The 21,653-nt window shown below is 72.7% G+C and carries 22 protein-coding genes; 2 read left to right on the top strand and 20 right to left on the bottom strand.

Translation table 11 applies throughout. From position 1 onward, the window contains the following. Position 1 precedes the first annotated feature (1 nt). The gene (locus tag MUU72_RS23095; RefSeq protein ID WP_248015276.1) at positions 2-979 is read right to left on the bottom strand and encodes an aspartate carbamoyltransferase catalytic subunit; all 978 of its coding nucleotides are present in this window, start codon (positions 977-979) and stop codon (positions 2-4) included. Positions 980-1,075: 96 nt separating this feature from the next. After that, the gene (pyrR, locus tag MUU72_RS23090; protein ID WP_248015275.1) at positions 1,076-1,666 is read right to left on the bottom strand and encodes a bifunctional pyr operon transcriptional regulator/uracil phosphoribosyltransferase PyrR; all 591 of its coding nucleotides are present in this window, start codon (positions 1,664-1,666) and stop codon (positions 1,076-1,078) included. Positions 1,667-1,887: 221 nt separating this feature from the next. Between pyrR and bldD the strand changes: the two genes are divergently transcribed. After that, complete coding sequence (gene bldD / locus MUU72_RS23085) at positions 1,888-2,388, top strand: transcriptional regulator BldD (RefSeq protein ID WP_018539834.1); 501 nt, start codon at positions 1,888-1,890, stop codon at positions 2,386-2,388. A 208-nt stretch (positions 2,389-2,596) separates the two neighbouring features. Here bldD and nusB read toward each other — a convergent pair whose 3' ends face one another. The 15 genes from nusB to rpsD all read right to left on the bottom strand — a co-directional run bounded on the left by nusB (position 2,597) and on the right by rpsD (position 17,087). After that, entirely contained in the window at positions 2,597-3,034 is a 438-nt protein-coding gene (gene nusB, locus MUU72_RS23080) for a transcription antitermination factor NusB (protein ID WP_248015274.1), read from the bottom strand. A 2-nt stretch (positions 3,035-3,036) separates the two neighbouring features. Then, positions 3,037-3,603 carry an elongation factor P gene (gene efp, locus MUU72_RS23075; RefSeq protein WP_248015273.1) on the bottom strand — a complete coding sequence of 189 codons (567 nt, stop codon included), beginning with the start codon at positions 3,601-3,603 and terminating at the stop codon, positions 3,037-3,039. Positions 3,604-3,669: 66 nt separating this feature from the next. Beyond that, positions 3,670-4,776 (bottom strand): aminopeptidase P family protein, encoded by a 1,107-nt coding sequence (locus tag MUU72_RS23070; protein ID WP_248015272.1) that lies wholly within the window; start codon positions 4,774-4,776, stop codon positions 3,670-3,672. Between the two features lie 83 nt (positions 4,777-4,859). Then, positions 4,860-5,750 carry a Pro-rich N-terminal domain-containing protein gene (locus MUU72_RS23065; protein ID WP_248015271.1) on the bottom strand — a complete coding sequence of 297 codons (891 nt, stop codon included), beginning with the start codon at positions 5,748-5,750 and terminating at the stop codon, positions 4,860-4,862. A gap of 228 nt (positions 5,751-5,978) precedes the next feature. After that, a complete protein-coding gene (gene aroQ, locus MUU72_RS23060) occupies positions 5,979-6,419 on the bottom strand; it encodes a type II 3-dehydroquinate dehydratase (protein WP_248015327.1) in 441 nt (146 codons plus the stop codon). Positions 6,420-6,424: 5 nt separating this feature from the next. Continuing rightward, positions 6,425-7,516: a 3-dehydroquinate synthase gene (aroB, locus tag MUU72_RS23055; RefSeq protein ID WP_248015270.1), complete on the bottom strand. Its 1,092-nt coding sequence runs from the start codon at positions 7,514-7,516 to the stop codon at positions 6,425-6,427. After that, on the bottom strand, positions 7,513-8,070 hold the full coding sequence (locus MUU72_RS23050) for a shikimate kinase (RefSeq protein WP_248015269.1): 558 nt from the start codon (positions 8,068-8,070) through the stop codon (positions 7,513-7,515). Before MUU72_RS23050 ends, aroB begins: the two co-directional genes overlap by 4 nt. Continuing rightward, positions 8,067-9,251 carry a chorismate synthase gene (gene aroC, locus MUU72_RS23045; protein ID WP_248015268.1) on the bottom strand — a complete coding sequence of 395 codons (1,185 nt, stop codon included), beginning with the start codon at positions 9,249-9,251 and terminating at the stop codon, positions 8,067-8,069. The genes MUU72_RS23050 and aroC overlap by 4 nt, the downstream gene beginning before the upstream one ends. Positions 9,252-9,373: 122 nt before the next feature. Further along, positions 9,374-10,210, bottom strand: a complete 837-nt coding sequence (locus tag MUU72_RS23040) for a shikimate dehydrogenase (RefSeq protein WP_248015267.1) — start codon at positions 10,208-10,210, stop codon at positions 9,374-9,376. 10 nt (positions 10,211-10,220) lie between these two features. Next, positions 10,221-12,143 carry an endolytic transglycosylase MltG gene (gene mltG / locus MUU72_RS23035; protein WP_248015266.1) on the bottom strand — a complete coding sequence of 641 codons (1,923 nt, stop codon included), beginning with the start codon at positions 12,141-12,143 and terminating at the stop codon, positions 10,221-10,223. Between the two features lie 126 nt (positions 12,144-12,269). Beyond that, complete coding sequence (ruvX, locus tag MUU72_RS23030) at positions 12,270-12,734, bottom strand: Holliday junction resolvase RuvX (RefSeq protein ID WP_248015326.1); 465 nt, start codon at positions 12,732-12,734, stop codon at positions 12,270-12,272. Between the two features lie 13 nt (positions 12,735-12,747). Then, positions 12,748-15,417 (bottom strand): alanine--tRNA ligase, encoded by a 2,670-nt coding sequence (alaS, locus tag MUU72_RS23025; RefSeq protein ID WP_248015265.1) that lies wholly within the window; start codon positions 15,415-15,417, stop codon positions 12,748-12,750. Beyond that, positions 15,417-15,752 carry a DUF6167 family protein gene (locus tag MUU72_RS23020; protein WP_248015264.1) on the bottom strand — a complete coding sequence of 112 codons (336 nt, stop codon included), beginning with the start codon at positions 15,750-15,752 and terminating at the stop codon, positions 15,417-15,419. The genes alaS and MUU72_RS23020 overlap by 1 nt, the downstream gene beginning before the upstream one ends. Before the next feature lie 8 nt (positions 15,753-15,760). Next, positions 15,761-16,195 (bottom strand): DUF948 domain-containing protein, encoded by a 435-nt coding sequence (locus MUU72_RS23015; protein ID WP_248015263.1) that lies wholly within the window; start codon positions 16,193-16,195, stop codon positions 15,761-15,763. Positions 16,196-16,475: 280 nt separating this feature from the next. Beyond that, positions 16,476-17,087 (bottom strand): 30S ribosomal protein S4, encoded by a 612-nt coding sequence (gene rpsD / locus MUU72_RS23010; RefSeq protein WP_248015262.1) that lies wholly within the window; start codon positions 17,085-17,087, stop codon positions 16,476-16,478. A gap of 182 nt (positions 17,088-17,269) precedes the next feature. Between rpsD and MUU72_RS23005 the strand changes: the two genes are divergently transcribed. Then, positions 17,270-18,025, top strand: a complete 756-nt coding sequence (locus MUU72_RS23005) for a DUF2470 domain-containing protein (RefSeq protein WP_248015261.1) — start codon at positions 17,270-17,272, stop codon at positions 18,023-18,025. Positions 18,026-18,040: 15 nt separating this feature from the next. On the opposite strand, the gene MUU72_RS23000 is transcribed toward MUU72_RS23005, so the two are convergent. The 3 genes from MUU72_RS23000 to hisS form a co-directional block, all read right to left on the bottom strand. After that, positions 18,041-19,408, bottom strand: coding sequence for a replication-associated recombination protein A (locus tag MUU72_RS23000; protein WP_248015260.1), 1,368 nt, complete (start codon positions 19,406-19,408; stop codon positions 18,041-18,043). Between the two features lie 109 nt (positions 19,409-19,517). Further along, positions 19,518-20,162 (bottom strand): vitamin K epoxide reductase family protein, encoded by a 645-nt coding sequence (locus MUU72_RS22995; RefSeq protein ID WP_248015259.1) that lies wholly within the window; start codon positions 20,160-20,162, stop codon positions 19,518-19,520. 226 nt (positions 20,163-20,388) lie between these two features. After that, complete coding sequence (gene hisS / locus MUU72_RS22990) at positions 20,389-21,651, bottom strand: histidine--tRNA ligase (RefSeq protein ID WP_248015258.1); 1,263 nt, start codon at positions 21,649-21,651, stop codon at positions 20,389-20,391. Positions 21,652-21,653: the final 2 nt, after the last annotated feature.

The following is a 21,653-nucleotide window of genomic DNA, read 5'->3' as shown; positions in this document are numbered from 1 at the left end:
TCTACTTCTCCTCGGTACGGGGGTTGGTGACGGCGGGCTCGTTGCCGCCCAGCAGCAGGTAGAGGACCGCCATCCGGATGGAGACGCCGTTGGCGACCTGCTCGACGGCGGTGCAGCGCGGGGAGTCGGCGACCTCGGCGGTGATCTCCATCCCGCGGACCATCGGCCCGGGGTGCATGACCAGGGCGTGCTGCGGCATCCGGGCCATCCGGTCGGCGTCCAGGCCGTAGCGGCGCGAGTACTCCCGCTCGGTGGGGAAGAAGGCGGCGTTCATCCGCTCCCGCTGGACCCGCAGCATCATCACCGCGTCGGACTTGGGCAGCACGCTGTCGAGGTCGTAGGAGACCTCGCACGGCCAGTGCTCGGCGCCGACCGGCACCAGGGTGGGCGGCGCGACGAGGGTGACCTCGGCGCCCAGGGTGTGCAGCAGATCGACGTTGGAGCGGGCGACCCGGCTGTGCAGGACGTCGCCGACGAGGGTGATGCGCTTGCCGGAGAGGTCCTGGCCGAGGCCGGCGTCCGGGCCGATCAGCCGGCGCCGCATGGTGAAGGCGTCCAGCAGGGCCTGGGTGGGGTGCTGGTGGGTGCCGTCGCCGGCGTTGATGACCGGGGCGTCGATCCAGCCGGAGGTGGCGAGCCGGTAGGGGGCGCCGGAGGCGCCGTGCCGGATGACGACGGCGTCCACGCCCATCGCCTCCAGCGTTTGGGCGGTGTCCTTGAGGGACTCCCCCTTGGAGACGCTGGATCCCTTGGCGGCGAAGTTGATGACGTCCGCGGAGAGCCGCTTCTCGGCGGCCTCGAACGAGATCCGGGTCCGCGTGGAGTCCTCGAAGAAGAGGTTGCAGACGGTGCGCCCGCGCAGCGCGGGGAGCTTCTTGATCGGCCGGTCGGCGACCCGGGCCATTTCCTCGGCGGTGTCGAGGATCAGCACGGCGTCGTCCCGCGTGAGGTCGGCGGCCGAGATGAGGTGACGCTTCATCCGGTTTTCTCCGGGGGTGAGGGAGGTGTACGGGAATGTCCGTTGAGCAGGCATGGGTGCGGGCCCGGGGCCACCGGGTGTCCGTACGCGGGTGCGCTAGCGCTCGCCGGCCGGGGCGGTCTCCCGCACGCCGAGCAGCACGGCGTCGCGGCCGTCCTCCTCGGTCAGCTGGACCTTGACCGCCTCCCGCAGCGACGTGGGGAGGTTCTTGCCGACGTAGTCGGCGCGGATGGGCAGCTCGCGGTGGCCGCGGTCGACCAGGACGGCGAGCTGCACGGCGCGCGGGCGCCCGATGTCACCCAGGGCGTCCAGGGCGGCGCGGATGGTGCGGCCGGAGAAGAGCACGTCGTCGACGAGGAGGACCAGCCGGCCCTCGATGCCGTCACCCGGGATCTCCGTGCGGGCCAGCGTGCGGGCCGGGCCCAGCCGCAGGTCGTCGCGGTACATGGTGATGTCGAGCGAGCCCACCGGGATCGCGCGGCCGGTGATCTCCTCCAGCTTGGCGGCCAGCCGCCGGGCGAGGAAGACTCCGCGGGTGGGGATCCCCAGCAGCACCACGTCGTCCGCGCCCTTGGCGCGCTCGACGATCTCGTGGGCGATGCGGGTGAGCATCCGCGCGATGTCCGGGCCTTCGAGCACCGGTCGCGCGGGGGCTTGCGTGCGCGGGTCGGAATGCGTCGCGTCCATACGAAACGGACCTCCTTCTCCGCCTCACGGGACGGACCTTAAAGGACGTCGAATTACAGGGCTCAGGCTACCAGGAGGCCCCCGGCGGCCCACACACCCCCCTGACGGGTGAGGCTCTGCCCCATTCGGCTTGACGAAGTGAGATTACGCTGCGTAACCTCACAGTGAGTTACCAGCCACGCGGCAGCGCCGCATGTCGATACAGCCGTCTGGGGAGCTTTATGTCCAGCGAATACGCCAAACAGCTCGGGGCCAAGCTCCGCGCCATCCGTACCCAGCAGGGCCTCTCTCTCCATGGCGTCGAGGAGAAGTCCCAGGGCCGCTGGAAGGCCGTGGTGGTGGGGTCCTACGAACGCGGCGACCGCGCCGTTACCGTTCAGCGCCTCGCCGAGCTGGCGGACTTCTACGGCGTGCCGGTGCAGGAGCTGCTGCCCGGCACGACGCCGGGAGGTGCCGCCGAGCCGCCGCCGAAGCTGGTGCTGGACCTGGAGCGCCTGGCCCACGTCCCGCAGGAGAAGGCCGGCCCGCTCCAGCGCTATGCCGCCACCATCCAGAGCCAGCGCGGTGATTACAACGGCAAGGTCCTCTCGATCCGCCAGGACGACCTGCGCACCCTCGCGGTGATCTACGACCAGTCGCCCTCGGTGCTCACCGAGCAGCTGATCAGCTGGGGCGTGCTGGACGCGGACGCCCGCCGGGCCGTGCAGCACGAGGAAATCTGAGGATCCTGCCCTCCGCTTCACACGCAGAAACGTACCGCCGCTCCGGGATCTCCCGGGGCGGCGGTCGTCGTCTGCGCACCCTCCGCGCCACCGGGCCCCGCCCCGGACGCACCACGGGCCCGGAGCGACGGTACTGCGTCGCTCCGGGCCCGTCGGGGTCTCCGGGACCGCGGCCGGCCGGCGGCCGGTCAGCCGCCGCGCGGGCGGCTCAGCGCGTCTCCTCGCGGCGCAGCCCCGGCTTGAGCTCCTTCAGCCGGGCCAGCAGGCCGTTGACGAAGGCCGGGGAGTCGTCCGTGGAGAATTCCTTGGCCAGCTGCACGGCCTCGTCGATCGCCACCGCGTCCGGCGTACCGTCCACCCACAGCAGCTCGTAGGCACCGAGCCGGAGGATCGAGCGGTCGGCCGCCGGCATCCGGTCCAGGTCCCAGTCGACGGAGTAGGTGGAGATCAGCTCGTCGATGCGGGCGACGTGGTCCGCGTACCCCTCGACCAGTTCGAGGGTGTACTCGTGCACCGGCGGCTGCCGGGGGTCGGTCCGGGCATGGCGCATCCAGTCCGCGAGCACGGACTGCACATCAGCACCGCGCTGGTCGGCCTCGAAGAGGATCTGGAAGGCGCGCTTACGGGCCTTGGTGCGGGCAGCCACGGTTAGCTGTTCACCCGGCCGAGGTAGTCGCCGGTACGGGTGTCGACCTTGATCTTCTCACCGGTGGTGATGAAGAGCGGGACCTGGATCTCGTAGCCGGTCTCCAGCTTGGCGGGCTTGGTGCCGCCGGTGGAGCGGTCGCCCTGGACGCCCGGCTCGGTCTCCGAGATGGTCAGCTCGACCGCGGCCGGCAGCTCGACGTAGAGGACCTGGCCCTCGTTCTGCGCGACGACCGCCTCGAAGCCCTCCAGGAGGAAGTTCGCGGCGTCACCGACGGTCTTGCGGTCGACGTGCAGCTGGTCGTAGGTGTCCATGTCCATGAAGACGAAGTAGTCGCCGTCCATGTACGAGAACTGCATGCCGCGCTTGTCGACGTTGGCCGTCTCGACCTTGACGCCGGCGTTGAAGGTCTTGTCCACCACCTTGCCGGAGAGCACGTTCTTGAGCTTGGTACGGACGAAGGCCGGGCCCTTACCGGGCTTGACGTGCTGGAACTCGACGACGGACCAGAGCTGGCCGCCTTCGAGCTTGAGCACCATGCCGTTCTTGAGGTCGTTCGTGGAAGCCACGGTTGCGGAATCTCCTGGACTACAGGTGGTGGGTACCTCGAAACCGCCCGCAGCGAGCCGGGTGGCTCACAGGGCGAGCAGCTCCTTGGTCGTGATCGTGAGTAGCTCGGGTCCGCCGTCCGCCTCGGGGCGGACGACGAGGGTGTCGTCGATCCGGACACCCCCACGGCCCGGGATGTGGACCCCTGGCTCGACGGTGACCGGCACGCAAGCGTCCAGTTTACCCATGGCGCCGGGCGACAACTGAGGGTCCTCGTCGATTTCCAGTCCGACCCCGTGCCCGGTCCACGGGCCGAGGCCCTCCCCGTGGCCCGCCGCCTCCAGGACCTGGCGGGTCACCCGGTCCACGTCGCGGCACTCCACACCCGGGGCCAGCGCCTCCCGGCCGGCCTTCTGCGCGGCGAAGACCAGGTCGTACAGCTCGATCTGCCAGTCCGCCGGGGTGGTGCCGATGACGAAGGTCCGGCCGATCTCGCAGCGGTAGCCGCGGTAGTTGGCGCCCAGGTTGACGGTGAGGAAGTCGCCCTCCTCGACCCGGCGGTCGGTGGGCAGGTGCCCGTGGCGGCCGGAGTTCGGGCCGGTGGCGACCGAGGTGGGGAACGCCGGGCCGTCCGCGCCGTGATCGACCAGCCGGCGCTCCAGCTCCAGCGCGAGGTGCCGTTCGGTGCGGCCGACCAGGATGGATTCGAGCAGCTCGCCCAGCGCCTGGTCGCTGATCTCCGCGGCGATCCGCAGGCAGGCGATCTCGTCGTCGTCCTTGACCAGCCGCTGCGCCTCGACCGCGCAGGCCAGGTCGGTCAGGCGGAGGCGGGGCGCGACCCGGGAGAGCGCGCGGTGGCGGGTAACGGTGAGGTGGTGCTCCTCGACGGCCAGGGTCTCGGCGCCCGCCTCGTCGGCCAGCCCCGCGGCGGCCGCGACCGGGTCGCCGCCGCGGGCGGGCAGCACCGAGACCCGGACGTCGTCGGCGGGCCGGCCCTCGGTGGGGTCGCCGGTCAGCGGGCGCGCGCACAGCAGCACGTCGGCGCCGGGGCCCAGCAGCAGGGCCGCGCCGAGCGGGGCGCTGCCGGTGAGGTAGCGGACGTTGGCGGGGCGCGAGATCAGGGCGGCGGTGGATCCGGTTGCGGCGCAGCGGTCGCGCAGCCGCGCGCGTCGGACCGCGTACAACTCGGACATATCGCCAGCCTACGACCGCTCTCCCGGAGCGGCCGTCCGGGACGGCCGCCCGGGGGACGGGCCGGGCCGCGGGCGGGTGGCCGCTACCAGCTGGGCGGGCTGGTGAGGCTGCGCGCCACCACCTCGTCCAGCGCCCGCACGGTGGTGGCCACGTCGTGCTGGGAGTTGTCGATGATCGGCAGGCCGGAGCCGTACCAGCCGGCCATCCGGCCGTGGATCCGGGCCACCTCCTCGTCGGAGAGGCGGCGGTTGCCGGAGCGGCGGGCGTTGCGCTCCAGGACGACCTCCAGACCGGGCAGCAGCACGATCGGCAGCAGACCGGGGCCGACATGGCGCTTCCAGCCGCCGAGGCCGACGACCGGGCGGTCCGGGAAGACGGCGTCGTCGAGGATGCAGGAGATGCCGTTGGCGAGGAAGTTGCGGGCGGCGAAACCGCAGGTGCGGCGGGCCAGGCGGTACTGCGCCTCGGAGTGGTCGTTCCAGCCGGACTGCGGATCGGCGAAACCGGAGCGCACCCACTCCCGGACGTCGTCCAGGCTGATGTGCGCGGTCGGCACCCGCCGGGTGTCGGCCCAGTGCCGGGCGACGCTGGTCTTCCCGGCGCCCGCCGGGCCGATCAGCAGCACCGCGACGGCGGCGTGCGCGGCGTCCGGGGCGGTGTTGCCCGGCGGCGGGCTGGGCAGCGGGACGGGGGCGCCGGGCGGCAGCTGGACATGACCGGTGATGTCACCGGTGCTGTGCGGGGCGGGCGGAGCCTGGTGGGGCTGCGGCGCGGGGGCCGGCCAGCCCTGGCCCGGGGCGGGCGGCGGGCCGGTGGGCGCGGGCGGGGCCGCGGGCGGGACCGCGGGGGCGGGCGGCGGGCCGGGCCGGCCGGCCCCGCCGGGGGGCGGCGTCCAGTGCAGGGTCGGGCCGGCCCCCGGGCCGGGAAGCGGGCCGCGGGGCGGTGGCAGCGGAGCCCCCACTGCGTACTGCATCCGGTGGCTCTCCGTCTCGTGCGGTCGACGTGGTGCGGGCGGTGCACCGGGCCGGGGCGGCCGGTGCGCCGGGGCGGCAACTGCGGGGCGGCCACGGGCCGTTGCCGCCCCGCCGCCGGGTGGTCCTGCGCAAACCGTACCCTCCCGGCGGCTGCCAGGAGGTTTCCCTACCCCGGCGTCCGCTCGAATGAACGGCCGAGGGCCCGGCCACCGGGACGGCGCACCGGGTCAGCCGTTCAGTTCCTCGGCGAGCGCGCGCAGTGCCAGGCGGTACGAGCCGATGCCGAAACCGGCCACCGTCCCGCTGGCGACCGCCGCGATGACCGAGGTGTGGCGGAACTCCTCACGGGCGTACGGGTTGGAGATGTGCACCTCGATCAGCGGGGCGGTGCGCTGGGCCGCCGCGTCCCGCATCGCGTACGAATAGTGCGTGAACGCGCCGGGGTTGATGACGACCGGCAGGGCGCCGTCGGCCGCCTCGTGCAGCCAGCGGACCATCTCGCCCTCGTCGTTGGTCTCCCGGACGTCGGTCTCGAAGCCCAGTTCCTTGCCGAGCCGGGCGCACTCGGCGACCAGCCCGGCGTAGGAGGTGGCACCGTAGACGTCGGGCTCCCGGGAGCCGAGCCGGCCGAGGTTGGGCCCGTTGAGGACCAGGACGCGTCGGTTCACCGGGCTCACGCCGCGATCTCGGCGTGCGCCGCGAGCAGCATCGCCGGGTCCGGGCCCTCCAGGACGGTGGGCCTGGCCAGGCCGTCCAGGACGATGAAGCGCAGCCGGTCGCCGCGGGACTTCTTGTCGACCTTCATGGTCTCCAGCAGCTTGGGCCACTGGTCGCCGCGGTAGGTCAGCGGCAGGCCGACGGAGGCCAGCACGGCGCGGTGCCGGTCGGCGGTGGCGTCGTCCAGGCGGCCCGCGATCCGGCCCAGTTCGGCGGCGAAGACCATGCCGACGGAGACCGCGGCGCCGTGCCGCCAGTTGTAGCGCTCGTTCTTCTCGATGGCGTGCGCCAGGGTGTGGCCGTAGTTGAGGATCTCCCGCAGACCGGACTCCTTGAGGTCGGCGGAGACCACCTCGGCCTTGACCCGGATCGCCCGCTCGATCAGCTCGGCGGTGTGCGGGCCGTCGGGCCGCTTGGCGCCCTCGGGGTCGGACTCGATCAGGTCCAGGATCGCGGGGTCGGCGATGAAGCCGGCCTTGATGACCTCGGCCAGCCCCGAGACGTAGTCGTGGACCGGGAGGGTGTCCAGCGCGGCCAGGTCGCACAGCACACCGGCCGGCGGGTGGAAGGCGCCGACGAGGTTCTTGCCCTCGGCGGTGTTGATGCCGGTCTTGCCGCCGACCGCGGCGTCCACCATGCCCAGCACGGTGGTCGGCACAGCGATCCAGCGCACCCCGCGCAGCCAGGTCGCGGCGACGAAGCCGGCCAGGTCGGTGGTGGCGCCGCCGCCCACGCCGACGAGCACGTCGGTGCGGGTGAAACCGGTCTGGCCGAGCGCCTTCCAGCAGTAGGCGGCGACCTCGGCGGTCTTGGCCTCCTCGGCGTTCGGCAGCTGGATGGCGATCGCCTCGTAGCCCTGGTCGGCGAGGTCCGCGCGCAGCGCCTCGCCGGTGGCGGCCAGCGCCTCCGGGTGCAGCACCGCGACCCGCTTGGCCGCCGTCCCGATCAGGGCGGGGAGTTCGCCCAGCAGCTGCCGCCCGACGAGGACCTCGTAGGGATCGGTACCGGCGGTCCCGCCGACCTGGATCCGGGTGGCGTGCTCCGTCATGGCTGTTCCTCCCTGCCGGCGGGGTGCGCGGGGTCCGCCGCGGCCGGCCGTAGCTCCAAAGCGTCCGCGATCGCGTCGGCGACCTCCTCGGGGGTGCGGCCCCCGGTGGCGATCACGGCGCGTGCGACCTCGGTGTAGAGCGGGCGGCGCCGCTCCATCAGTTCGCGCCACTGCTTGCGCGGGTTGACCGCGAGCAGCGGGCGGGGCGCGTCGAGGCCCACCCGCTTGACGGCGTCGGCCAGTTCGACGTCCAGGAAGACCACCGGCAGGCCGGTCAGCAGCTTCCGCGTGGTGTCGTCCATGATCGCGCCGCCGCCGAGCGAGAGCACACCGGGGTGGCTCTCCAGGGCGGTGCGGACCGCCGTCCGCTCCAGCGCGCGGAACCGCTCCTCGCCGTCCTCGACGAAGATGTCGGAGATCGGCTTGCCGGCGGTGGTGACGATATCGGCGTCGGTGTCGCGGTAGCCGACGCCCAGGCGCCCGGCCAGCAGCGCGCCCACGGTGGACTTGCCGGCGCCGGGCGGGCCGACGAGTACGACGACCGGCGCGGTCACTTGATCGCCAGGTTGTCGAGGAAGGCGCGGACGTTGCGCCGGGTCTCCGGCACGCTGTCGCCGCCGAACTTCTCCACCACGGCGTCGGCCAGCACCAGCGCCACCATCGCCTCGGCGACGATCCCGGCGGCCGGCACCGCGCAGACGTCGGAGCGCTGGTGGTGCGCCTTGGCCGCCTCGCCGGTGCTGACGTCGACCGTCGCCAGGGCCCGCGGGACGGTCGCGATCGGCTTCATCGCGGCCCGTACGCGCAGCAGCTCACCGGTGGTCAGGCCGCCCTCGGTGCCGCCGGAGCGGCCGGAGGCCCGCTTGATCCCGTCGCCGGTGGCCAGGATCTCGTCGTGCGCCTTGGAGCCGGGCACCCGCGCCAGGTCGAAACCGTCACCGACCTCGACGCCCTTGATGGCCTGGATGCCCATCAGCGCGGCGGCCAGCCGGGCGTCCAGGCGGCGGTCCCAGTGGACGTGCGAGCCGAGGCCGACCGGGACGCCGTAGGCGAGGACCTCGACGACGCCGCCGAGGGTGTCGCCGTCCTTGTGGGCCTGGTCGATCTCGGCGACCATCGCCTTCGAGGCGTCGGCGTCCAGGCAGCGCACCGGGTCGGCGTCCAGCTTCTCGACGTCGGCGGGGGTCGGGTAGACGCCGTAGGGCGCCTTGGCGGCGGCCAGCTCGACGACATGCGAGACGATCTCGATGCCGGCGGTCTCCTTCAGGAAGGAGCGGGCGACGGCGCCGAGCGCGACCCGGGCCGCGGTCTCCCGGGCGGAGGCGCGCTCCAGGACCGGGCGGGCCTCGTCGAAGCCGTACTTCTGCATGCCGGCGAGGTCGGCGTGGCCGGGGCGGGGGCGGGTCAGCGGGGCGTTGCGGGCCAGACCGGCCAGCACCTCCGTATCGACCGGGTCGGCCGCCATGACCTGCTCCCACTTGGGCCACTCGGTGTTGCCCACCATGATCGCCAGCGGGGAGCCGAGCGACCGGCCGTGCCGGACGCCGCCGAGGAAGGTGACCTCGTCCTGCTCGAACTTCATCCGGGCACCGCGGCCGTAGCCGAGCCGGCGGCGGGCCAGGGCGTCCGCCACCATCTCCGTGGTGACCGGCACGCCGGCGGGAAGGCCCTCCAGCGTCGCCACGAGTGCGGGGCCGTGCGACTCCCCCGCCGTCAGCCAGCGCAACCTGCTCAACGGTGCTCCTCAGTTACTGCTCATGTGCTCATCCGCGTACGGTCTCCTTAGATCCTCCCACGTCGGGCGGGCCGGGCGGCGCGCCGTCCAGGGTGCGGACCGCGGGCGTCCGGGCGGGGCCGTCAGCGGGCCGCGAGCGCCGCCTCGCCGGCCCGGCGCATCGCCGCCAGCGGCGCCGGCGCCCGGCCGGTCATCTGCTCGACCTGGAGGACGGCCTGGTGGACCAGGAGGTCCAGGCCGCCGACGACGGCGCCGCCGCGGCCGGCCCAGGCGGCGGCCAGCGGGGTCGGCCAGGGCTCGTAGAGGACGTCGAAGAGGGTGCCGGGCCGGGCGGGGACGGCTCCGGCCAGCGGGTCGGTGCTGCCGGCCGGGGTGGTGGCGATGACCAGCGGCGCCGCCAGGGCCGCGGCGGCGTCCTCCCAGGGGGCGGTGCGGACGGTGACGCCGAGCCGGTCGCCCCAGCCGCGCATCTCCTCGGCGCGCGCCGCGCTGCGGACGTACGCGGTGACCTCGCCGGTGCAGATCCGGGCGAGCGCGGCGAGGGCGGAGGAGGCGGTGGCGCCGGCGCCGAGGACGGCGGCCCGCTCGACCTGGCCGACCCCGCGCTCGCGCAGCGCGGCGAGCATGCCGGGGATGTCGGTGTTGTCGCCGCGCCGGCGGCCGTCGGGGGTGAACACCACGGTGTTGACCGCCTCGACCGAGGCCGCGGTGGCGCTGATCTCGTCCAGCAGCGGGATCACGGCGCGCTTGAGCGGCATGGTCAGTGACAGGCCGGCCCATTCGGGGCCGAGCTGGGCCAGGAACGCCGGGAGCGCGGCCTCGTCGACCTCGTGGCGGCCGTACTCCCAGCCGGTGAGGCCGAGTTCCCCGTAGGCGGCGCGGTGCAGCACCGGGGAGAGGGAGTGCGCGATGGGCGAGCCGAGGACGGCCGCCTTCTTGGTGTCTGGGCTGTGGGGCACTGCCTTGCCTTCAGTTTCCGTTCTGCTTCTGCTCTTGCTGCCGCTTGTTGAATTCCTGGACGAGCTTCATGTGGTCGTTCAGATTGGTGGTGAAATCGGTCTTCTTGCCGTCCACCGAAATGAAGTAGAGCCACTTCTGGGAATTGTCCGGATTGATCGTCGCCTTCAGCGCGTCCGCGCCGGGATTACCGATCGGTCCGGGCGGCAGCCCCCGGTAGAAGTACGTGTTGTAGGGATCGTCGTAGTGCCGGATCTCCTGCGTACTGATATTGATCTTGCTCTGGTTCTTGAGGTAGTTGAACGTCGAGTCGAATTCCAGCTTCTGGTTCGTGTCCGTATTGGACGGGGCCAGCCGGTTGTAGACGACCGCGGCCATCTTGCGGAAGTCGTCGTGCGTCATGCCCTCGGCCTGGGTGAGGCTGGCGACCGTGAGGAGCTGGAGCGGAGACGTCAGGTTGAATTTCCTGGCGTTCTCCTCGAGATCGTACTTCCGGTATTCCTGGTTGGCCCGCGCGACCATCTGCCGGAGCACGTCCGCCGGTTTGGCGTGGTCGCCGACGCTGTACGTGGACGGGTAGAGGAAGCCCTCCAGCGGGTCCTTGATCTTCGGGGAGTCGTCGGCCCAGGACGGCAGTCCGAGGTTCTTCGCCTGGCTGTGCGCGACGTCCTTGGTGGTGCCCGGCTGGAGCTTGAGCTTCTTGTCGATCAGCTGGTAGACCGCGGCGGCCCGCAGGCCCTCCCGGATGGTCAGGCCGTTGCGGCTCTTGGGGTCCAGCATCAGGTCGATGGCGGCCGCCGCCGACATCTGCTTGCGCAGGGTGTACGTACCGGGCTGGAGGGAGCGGGACTGCTTGTTGTCGGCGGCCGCCTCGGTGAACGCACCGGCGCTCTTGATCACGCCGTCCCGGGCCAGGATCGACCCCATCTCGGACAGCGGCACCCCGTCCGGGATCTCCACCTGCACCTCGCCGCTGCCCGCGCCCTCGAAGTCGGGCGACGAGCCGAAGTGCCGCATGAAGAAGTCGTAGCCGAAGTAGCCGACGGTGCCGACGACACCGGCCAGCGCGAGGGTCATGACCAGGCAGGCGGTGCCGCTGCGCCGCTTGTTCTTGCGCCCCCGGCGCTCCCGGCCGCGCCGGCCGTCCTCCGGGCCGTCCTCGCCGGGGCCGTCGTCCGCGTCGTCCCGCTCCCCGGCGAAGAACGGATGCTCCGGTTCCGGTGCGGGCGGCCCGGCCTCGCCGGCGTCAGGCACCGCCCGCCAGTCGTCCCCGGCGGCGGCCGGGTCCTCGTAGGGCGGCCCGTCCTGGGGGTGGGGCCCGCCGAGGGCTTCCCCGGGAGGGCCGTCCGGCTGCCGGTGGTGCGGCGGCGCCTGCTGGGCGGGGATCTGCTGGGTCTCCTGGAGCCCGTAGCCGTCCTGGCCGCCGTAGGTCTCCTGGCCGGCGTAGCCCTCCTGGCCGCCGTAGTGATCCTGGCCCGCGTAGTGCCGGCCGGTGTCGTGCGGCGCCGGGTAGTCCTGGCCGGACCGGCCGTACGGATCGGCCGGCGGCTGCTGCCCGTAGGGGTCGTACGGGTCGTACGCCGGCCGGCCGGTCTGCTGCGGCGCCCCGTCCCAGCCGCCGTCGCCCCCCGGATACTGCTGCTGGTACTGCTCGGGGTGGTGCGGCTGCTGCCCGGAGTGGTGCGGGTACTGCCCGGGATGCTGCGGGTACTGCTCGGGGTGGTGCGGGTGCTGCTCGTACTGCTGCGGGTGCTGCTCGTACTGCTGCGGGTGCTGCTCGTACTGCTGGGGGTGCTGCTCCTGGGGATATCCGGCGGACTGCTGCCCGGTCCACTGCGGGTGCTGCGCCTGGCCTCCGTACGAACCCCGGTCTCCGTAGAGCGGGTCGTCGGGATGCCACGGTTCGGAGCCGTAGCCCCGGCCATACTCGGTCATCGATCCCCTAGAGCCGAGAGGCGGGGCGCACCGTCCGGGCAGCGCCTGTCGTACCGTTCCGCCTCTGCTTGCACGTGCGGCTGTTCGAACCGCCGCCACAACGCGGGGCACGTTACCGTACCGCGATCAGATGCCCACTTCGACGTTCTCCCCCGGGGGCTGCCCGGAGGTGCGTTCGGTTTCCAGTGCGCTCTGGAGGATCACCACCGCGGCGGCCTGGTCGACCACCGAGCGGCCCTTCTTGCTGCGGACGCCGGAGGCGCGCAGCCCGTGGGTGGCGGTGACCGTGGACATCCGCTCGTCGACCAGCCGGACCCCGACCGGGGCGATGTTCCCGGCCAGCTCCCGGGCGAAGGCCCGGACCTTGGCCGCGGCCGGCCCCTCTCCCCCGCTCAGGGAGCGGGGCAGGCCGACCACGACCTCCAGCGGCTCGTACTCCTCGACGATCGCCTTCAGCCGCCGGTGCGCGGCCGGGACGTCCCGTCCCGGCACGGTCTCGACGGGGGTGGCGAGGACCCCGTCGGGGTCGCACGAGGCGACCCCGATCCGGGCGTCCCCGACATCCACCGCGATGCGGCGGCCGCGTCGCATCTCCGCCACCGCGTCAGGCCGCCTCGGCCACGAGCCGCTCGACGGCCTCGATGGCCTCGGGCACGGCGGCCGGGTTCTGGCCGCCGCCCTGGGCGACGTCGGGCTTGCCGCCGCCCCCGCCGCCGAGCGTCTTGGCGGCCGTGCGGACCAGGTCGCCGGCCTTGATACCGCGCTCGCGGGCGGCCTCGTTGGTGGCGATGACGGTGACCGGGCGGCCGTTGGCCACCGCGAAGAGCGCGACCACGGCGGGCCGGCCGCCCTGGATCCGGCCCCGCACGTCGAGGACCAGCTTGCGCAGGTCGTCGGCGGTGGTGCCGTCCGGGACCTGCCCGGTGGCCAGCGCCACCCCGCGGACGTCCTTGGCGCCCTCGGCCAGCCCGGCCGCGGCCTGCAAGACCTTCTCCGCGCGGAACTTCTCGATCTCCTTCTCGGCGTCCTTGAGCTTGGCCAGGACACCGGAGATCTTCTCCGGCAGCTCCTCGGGGCGGCCCTTGACCAGCTCGGTGAGCTGCGAGACGACCGTGTGCTCGCGGGCCAGGAAGCGGTAGGCGTCCACGCCGACCAGGGCCTCGACGCGGCGCACGCCGGAGCCGATGGAGGACTCGCCGAGCAGCTTCACCAGGCCCAGCTGGGCGGTGTTGTGGACGTGCGTACCGCCGCACAGCTCCTTGGAGAAGTCACCGATGGTGACCACGCGGACCCGCTCGCCGTACTTCTCGCCGAACTCGGCGATGGCGCCCTGCTTCTTGGCCTCGTCCATGCTCATGACCTCGGCGTGCACGTCGAGTTCGCGGGCCAGCACGTCGTTGATCTTCTGCTCGACGTCGGTGAGGACCGAGCCGGGCACCGCGGTCGGCGAGCCGAAGTCGAAGCGGAAGCGGCCCGGGGAGTTCTCCGAACCGGCCTGGGCGGCGGTCGGGCCCAGGGCGTCGCGCAGCGCCTGGTGGGTGAGGTGGGTGGCGCTGTGCGCACGGGCGATGGCCCGGCGGCGCTGCACGTCGATGACGGCGTACGCGGTGGAGCCGAGCACCACCTCGCCGACCTGCACCGTGCCCTTGTGGACGATGACGCCGGGGACCGGCTGCTGGACGTCGCGCACCTCGACGACGGCGCCGTTGTCGAGCTTGATCCGGCCGGTGTCGGCGAGCTGGCCGCCGCCCTCGGCGTAGAACGGCGTGCGGTCGAGCACCACCTCGATGTCGTCGCCCTCGTGGGCGGCCGGGGCGGAGACGCCGTTCACGACCAGGCCGACGACACTGGACTCGCCCTCGGTGTCGGTGTAGCCGGTGAAGACCGAGGAGCCGGCCTGGTCGGCGATCTCGCGGTAGGCCGACATGTCGGCGTGGCCGTGCTTCTTGGCCTGGGCGTCGGCCTTGGCGCGCTCCCGCTGCTCCTTCATCAGGCGGCGGAAGCCGTCCTCGTCCACCGACAGGCCCTGCTCGGCGGCCATTTCGAGGGTGAGGTCGATCGGGAAGCCCCAGGTGTCGTGGAGCAGGAACGCCTTGTCGCCGGCCAGTACGGTGCCACCGGCGGCCTTGGTCTCGGTGACGGCGCTGTCGAGGATGTTGGTGCCGGCCTTGAGGGTCTTGAGGAAGGCGGCCTCCTCGGCGAGGGCGACCGTCTCGATCCGGCGGCGGTCCTCCAGCAGCTCCGGGTACTGCTGGCCCATCGTGCGGATGACCACGTCGAGCAGGTCGCCGACGACCGGGCCGGTGGCGCCCAGCAGCCGCATGTTGCGGATGGCGCGGCGCATGATGCGGCGCAGGACGTAGCCGCGGCCCTCGTTGCCGGGGGTGACGCCGTCGCCGATGAGCATGGTGGAGGTGCGCATGTGGTCGGCGACCACGCGCAGCGAGACGTCGGAGTCGTCGGCGGTGCCGTAGCGGACGCCGGTCAGCTCGCCGGCCTTGTCGATGACCACGCGCAGGGTGTCGGTCTCGTACATGTTGTGCACGCCCTGGAGGATCATGGCGAGCCGCTCCAGGCCGAGGCCGGTGTCGATGTTCTTCGACGGCAGCTCGCCGAGGATCTCGAAGTCCTCCTTGCCGATGCCGGCCCCGCGCTCGTACTGCATGAAGACGAGGTTCCAGATCTCCACGTAGCGCTCGTCGTTGACGGCCGGGCCGCCCTCGACGCCGAACTCGGGACCGCGGTCGTAGTTGATCTCCGAGCAGGGGCCGCAGGGGCCCGGGACGCCCATCGACCAGTAGTTCTCCTTCTTGCCCAGGCGCTGGATGCGCTCCTTGGGCACGCCCACGACCTCGTGCCAGATGCGCTCGGCCTCGTCGTCGTCGAGGTAGACGGTGATCCAGAGCTTCTCCGGCTCCAGGCCGTAGCCGCCGTCCGCCACGGGAGTCGTCAGCAGCTCCCAGGCGTGCTTGATGGCGCCTTCCTTGAAGTAGTCGCCGAAGGAGAAGTTGCCGCACATCTGGAAGAACGTGCCGTGCCGGGTGGTCTTGCCGACCTCTTCGATGTCCGGGGTGCGCACGCACTTCTGGACGCTGGTGGCGGTCTTGAAGGGCGGCTTGACCTCGCCGAGGAAGTACGGCTTGAAGGGGACCATGCCCGCGGGGACCAGCAGCAGCGTCGGGTCGTCCGCGATGAGCGACGCCGACGGCACGACGGTGTGCCCGCGCTCTTCGAAGAAGCGCAGCCAGCGGCGGCGGATTTCAGCCGACTCCATCAGTGGTCCTCATTTCCGGTCGGTCCGGTCAGTCCGGGGGTTCTCGTGGTTCGGTACGGCGTGTCGAGCACCGCGCGGCGCGGTGCGGGCAGCTCACGCACCTCGGCGGGCTCGGAGAGTCCGAGGGCGTCCTGTAGTTGCTCCTCACGGTCCGCCATTCCGGCCCGTACGTCCAATGCAAATTGGCGCAGCCGGTGTCCGGTCTCGACGGCCTTCTCCGCGGCCTGCGCGGCGAGGCTGTCCGGCTGGAGCCGGCGGAGCTTTTGGTGGACCTTGGTGGTGGCCCAGACCCCGGCGGCGGCGCCGGTGGTGAACCAGAATGCGCGGCGGAACATCGCGGTGATCAGTCCTTGGAGCGACGGGGGCGGCGCCCGCCGCGGCGGGCGCCGGGCAGGGTGCGGCCGACGATGACGGTGCGGTCCGGCTCGGGCTTGCCCTTCTTGCCGATCGCACGCCGTACGCCGTAGCCGAACGCGGCCACCTTGACCAGCGGGCCGCCGAAGGCGGAGGAGACGGTCGAGGAGAGCGCGGAGGCGTTGGCCGTGACCTCCTGGACGTCGGCGGCGATGGCGTCGACGCGGGCGAGCTGGGTGTGCGCGGAGCGGACGGTCGCGGAGGCGTCGGCGAGGAGCGGAACGGCCTGCTCGGACACCTCGGACACCATCTTGGTGGTCGCCTTGAGGGTCTGTGCGAGCCTCACCAGCACGAGGGCGAGGAACGACACGAGGATCGCCCAGAAGACGGCCACGAGGATCCCGGCCACCTCTCCACCGGACACGCTGGCACCACTCTCCGACTGGTCTGGTCTGGTTTCGTCCTGCTCGAACGGCAACGTTGACCTTATCGCGCCGCGGGGCCGCGGCCGTACCGCGATGCGGCTTCCCCGTGCGGCGCCGGAAACGGCGATTGTACGGTGCGTGCCGCCACCGCTACGCACCCGGCCCCGCTCCGTACCCGGCCCCGCTCCGCACCTGCCCCCTGATACGCACCGGCCCGCCGCCTCCCCGTCCGCGGGCGGAGGGGAGTCGGCGGGCTGAGCGGTGCGCCGGCCGAGTGGATCAGCGGGCGTAGTACTCGACGACCAGCTGCTCGTCGCAGATGACCGGGATCTCCTTGCGGTTGGGGTCCCGGTCCAGGCGGAACGCCAGGGCCTGGAGGTTGACCTCCAGGTAGCGCGGGGTCTCGCCGTCGGTGGCGTAGCCGCCCTCGCGGGCCACCTGGAAGGGGTGCTTGTCGCGGCTGCGCTCGCGGACCATCACCACGTCGCCGGGGCGGACGCGGAACGACGGCTTGTCCACCTTGCGGTCGTTGACCGAGATGTGGCCGTGGACCACCATCTGGCGGGCCTGGTAGATCGTCCGGGCCAGGCCCGAACGCAGGACGAGCGCGTCCAGACGGCGCTCAAGCTCGACGATCAGGGCTTCGCCCGTCTTGCCTTCGACCTTCCGAGCGCGGTCGTAGGCACGGACCATCTGGCGCTCGCTGATGTCGTACTGGGCGCGCAGACGCTGCTTCTCCAGCAGGCGGACCTTGTAGTCGCTGTTCTGCTTGCGGCCGCGGCCGTGCTCGCCGGGCGGGTAGGGACGGGCCTCGAAGTACTTGACGGCCTTGGGGGTCAGCGCGATGCCGAGCGCGCGCGACTTCTTGACCTTGGGACGCGACTGGTTCACGTGGAACGTTCCTCCATGTAAGTTAGGTGAGGCTTACCTTAGCGCGAGGAGAACGCATGTTTCGACCTGGGATCCCCCTGCCCGATGCGGAGCGCACCGGGACGGGTCAGCCGCGTCCCGTGGAAGACGCCCAGCGGCCCTCGGCGGCTGAGCGTGTACGTACTCTCGTCGCCTCCCATGGTATGGCGTCGCTGGAGGTCCCCGGAGTCGAGGACCCGGACCCCAGCGGGCTCTCCGGCCCCGTCTGCCGGACCGTGACGCCCGACGGGGACGTGCTGCTGCTCGTCCCCGGGGACTGCGCGGCCGCCCGGGCCGCCGCGCACGCCCAGGACGACGACCTGCCCGCCGTGATGGAGATCACCGATGTGGCACCGGTCGCCGTCCCGCACCGGATCCGCGGCCGCGCCTGGGTCGCCGGCTGGCTCACCCCCGTACCCGGCGCGCAGCGCGCCCGGGCCGCGCGGATGCTGGCCGCGCGGCACCCGGCCGGCGAACTCCTCGGCCTCGGCGAGGCGCTGGCCGCCGCCCCGGAGCCGTCCGGCCGGCCCGCCTGGGCGCTGCTGCGGCTGGAGGTCGGCGAGGGGGCGGTGGACGACCTGTGGGGCGCGGAGCCCTTCGAACCGGAGGAGTTCGCCGCCGCGGAGCCCGATCCGCTCGTCGAGCACGAGGCCGAACTGCTCCAGCACCTGGACAGCGCGCACGCCGCGCAGGTGCGCGGGCTGTGCGCCCTGCTGGGCGAGCGCGGCGCCGGGGTCTGCGGGGCGCGCGACCGGGCCGTGCCGGTGGGCCTGGACCGTTTCGGGCTGCGGGTCCGCTTCGTACCGGAAGCCGGGGGCCGGCGGACCTTCGACGCCCGCTTCGACTTCCCCGAGCCGGTCCGGGACGTGGCCGGACTGCGCCGGGCCCTGCACGCCCTCTTCGACGCCGCGGCGGACTGACCGCCGCGGCGCCCCTCACTCGCCCCGCTCGCCGGCCTCCCCGCGCAGCCGGGCCCGGACCCGCTCGGCGACATCGGCGTAGCGCGCCTCGGCGCCGTGCCGGGTGGGGGTGTAGTAGCGCGTGCCGTGCACCGCGTCGGGGGCGTACTGCTGGGCGGCGATCCCGCCGGGCAGGTCGTGGGGGTAGCGGTACCCCTGGCCGTGGCCGAGTTTCTGGGCGCCCTGGTAGTGGCTGTCCCGCAGGTGCGCGGGGACCGGTCCGGCCTTGCCGGCCCGGACGTCGGCGAGCGCGGCGTCTATCGCCAGGTACGCGGCGTTGGACTTCGGCGCCAACGCGAGCGCGATGGTGGCCTGGCTCAGCGTGATCCGGGCCTCGGGGAAGCCGATCAGCGCCACCGCCTGGGCCGCGGCCACCGCGGTCTGTAGCGCCGTCGGATCGGCCAGGCCGATGTCCTCGCTGGCGGAGATCATCAGCCGGCGGGCGATGAACCGCGGGTCCTCCCCCGCCTCGATCATCCGCGCGAGGTAGTGCAGCGCGGCATCGACGTCGGAGCCGCGGATCGACTTGATCAGCGCGCTGGCCACGTCGTAGTGCTGGTCGCCGGCCCGGTCGTACTTCACCGCCGCCCGGTCCACCGCCTCCTCCAGCGTCCGAAGGGTGATCTCCTGCTCCCCCTTGGCCAGCGCGGAGCCGGCCCCGGCCTCCAGCGCCGTCAGGGCCCGCCGGGCGTCCCCGCCGGCGATCCGCAGCAGGTGCGCCTCGGTGTCCTCGGGCAGCGTGACCGCCCCGGCCAGTCCGCGCGCGTCGGTCAGCGCGCGCCGCAGCAGGCCCCGCAGGTCGTCGTCGGTCAGCGGCTCCAGCGTCAGCAGCAGGGAGCGGGAGAGCAGCGGGGAGATCACCGAGAAGTAGGGGTTCTCGGTCGTGGCGGCGATCAGGGTGACCCAGCGGTTCTCCACCGCGGGCAGCAGGGAGTCCTGCTGGGCCTTGCTGAAGCGGTGGATCTCGTCGAGGAAGAGGACGGTCTCCTTGCCGTAGCCGCCCGAGGCGCGGCGGGCACCGTCGATGACCGCCCGGACCTCCTTGACGCCCGCGGTGATCGCGGACAGCTCGACGAAGCGCTTGTTCGTCGCCTGGCTGACGACGTAGGCCAGGGTCGTCTTGCCGATACCGGGCGGGCCCCACAGGAACACCGACGACGGGCCGGCCGGACCCCCGCTGCCCTCGCCCACCAGCCGCCGCAGCGGCGACCCGGGCTTGAGCAGATGCTGCTGGCCGACGACTTCGTCGAGGGTGCGCGGGCGCATGCGTACGGCGAGAGGGGACCTCGCCGGGTCCTTCTCCTGACGGGCTTCCGCGGCGGCGGTGAACAGGTCGGGCTCCACGTCTACGGAGCCTATGCCACCCCACTGACAACGCCCCGGCCCGCCGGGTGCGGCGGGCCGGGGCGCGAAGGATTCCGGACAGTCCGGGACGGCTCCCGGGCGGCACGGCTCAGAGCAGGCTGCTCCAGTACGACCACCAGCGGGTCAGGATCAGCAGCGCGATCACGCCGTACCAGAGCACCGGGACCACCCAGTGGAACTCCACCACCGCCTCGCGCAGGCCCCGGGGCGCCGGGAGGATGCCGTGCTTGAGGTTGTGGACCGTGGTGTACCAGAACATCAGGACCGTCACGCACCAGGTCAGCGTGCACCACAGGCAGAGCGCGTTGATGTCGTAGAGCGACTGGGTCATCAGCCACATGCAGAAGACCGACGCCAGCAGCGTGCCGGCGTTGAGGCCGAGCCAGTACCAGCGGCGGAAGCGGGCGCCCGCCAGCACGGCCATGCCGATCGCGATCACCACCGCGAAGCCGAGCAGCCCGGCCATCGGGTTGGGGAAGCCGAACACCTCCGCCTGCTTGCTCTGCATCACGCTGCCGCAGGAGATGATCGGGCTGAGGCTGCACGCCGGCTTGAAGTTCGGGTCCTTCAGCAGCTCGAACTTGTCCAGCGTGATGGCCCAGGCGGCCAGCCCGCCGAGCGCACCGGTGATCACCAGGAGCAGGGCGAGGCCGCGGCCGGCGCCGATGGGCTCCGCGGCGCCCCGCACCCGGTCGTCGTCGGTGGACACGTCGTCAAGCGCTGTCGTCGTCATATGGCCGTTCCGTCGGTCCGTGGGAAGGGGCGCCGTCAAGGCGTGGCGCGGCCGGCGGACCCGGCCGCGTCCCTCATTGTGCCGCACCTCCCTGTGGACCCGGGCTGTCCTGGGGGGATCCGGGGTGATTCCGCGGCCGGGGCGTTGACGCCGCGAGTCCCGGAAAGCGCCGGGGGCCCGGACGGCGCGCTGCCGTCCGGGCCCCCGGGGAAGCGGGGCGGGCCGCTCAGCCCAGCGCCCGCCGGACCTCCTCGACCACCGCGTCCAGCGCGACCGGCGTCTGCTCGCCGCTGGCCAGGTCCTTGAGCTGGACCACGCCCTCGGCCAGATCCCGCTCACCGGCCACCAGCGCCAGCCGGGCGCCGGAGCGGTTGGCGGACTTCATGGCGTTCTTCAGGCCCTTGCCGCCGTACGCGAAGTCGGTGGCGACACCGGCCAGGCGCAGCTCGGTGACCTTGCCGAACAGCACCCGGCGGGCCTCCTCGCCCAGCGGGACGGCGTAGACGGAGGTGGCGGCCGGGATGTCGAGGGCGATGCCCTCGGCCTCCAGGGCCAGCACCGTGCGGTCCACGCCCAGCGCCCAGCCGACGGACGGCAGCGCGGGCCCGCCGATCATCTCGGACAGGCCGTCGTAGCGGCCGCCGCCGCCCACCGCGGACTGCGAGCCCAGGCCGTCGTGGACGAACTCGAAGGTGGTGCGGGTGTAGTAGTCCAGGCCGCGGACCAGCTTCGGGTCGTCCTCGAAGGCCACCCCCGCCGCGGTCAGCAGCTCGCGGACCTGCTCGTGGTAGGTCTTGCACGCCTCGCAGAGGTAGTCGCGCAGCATCGGCGCGCCGATCAGCTGCTCCTGGACCGACTCGCGCTTGTCGTCCAGCACCCGCAGCGGGTTGATCTCGATCCGGCGGCGGGTGTCCTCGTCGAGCTCCAGACCGCGCAGGAAGTCCTGGAGCGCGGCGCGGTAGACGGGGCGGCACTCCTTGTCGCCGAGGGAGTTCAGCAGGATCCGGAAGTCGCGCAGGCCCAGCGACCGGTACGCCTGGTGGGCCAGGATGATCAGCTCGGCGTCCAGCGCCGGGTCCTCGGCACCGATCGCCTCCGCGCCGACCTGCGAGAAGTGCCGGTAGCGGCCCTTCTGCGGGCGCTCGTAGCGGTAGTAGGAGCCGGAGTACCACAGCTTGACCGGGAGGTTGCCGCCCTTGTGGAGGTTGGCCTCCAGCGCGGCGCGCAGCACCGAGGCGGTGCCCTCGGGGCGCAGCGCGAGCCGGTCCCCGCCCTTGGTCTCGAAGGCGTACATCTCCTTGGTGACGATGTCGGTGGACTCGCCGACACCGCGGGCGAACAGCTCGACGTTCTCGAAGCCGGGCGTCTCGATGTAGCCGTAGCCGGAGTTGCGCAGCGGCGCGGCGATCGCCTCGCGGACCGCCAGATACGTCGCGGAGTTCGGCGGGATCAGGTCGTAGGTGCCCTTGGGGGCCTGAAAGGTGCTCACGG

The sequence above is a fragment of the Streptomyces rhizoryzae genome (assembly GCF_023155275.1).
GTDB lineage: Bacteria > Actinomycetota > Actinomycetes > Streptomycetales > Streptomycetaceae > Streptomyces > Streptomyces rhizoryzae.
This window is presented reverse-complemented; position numbering and strand designations above follow the sequence as displayed.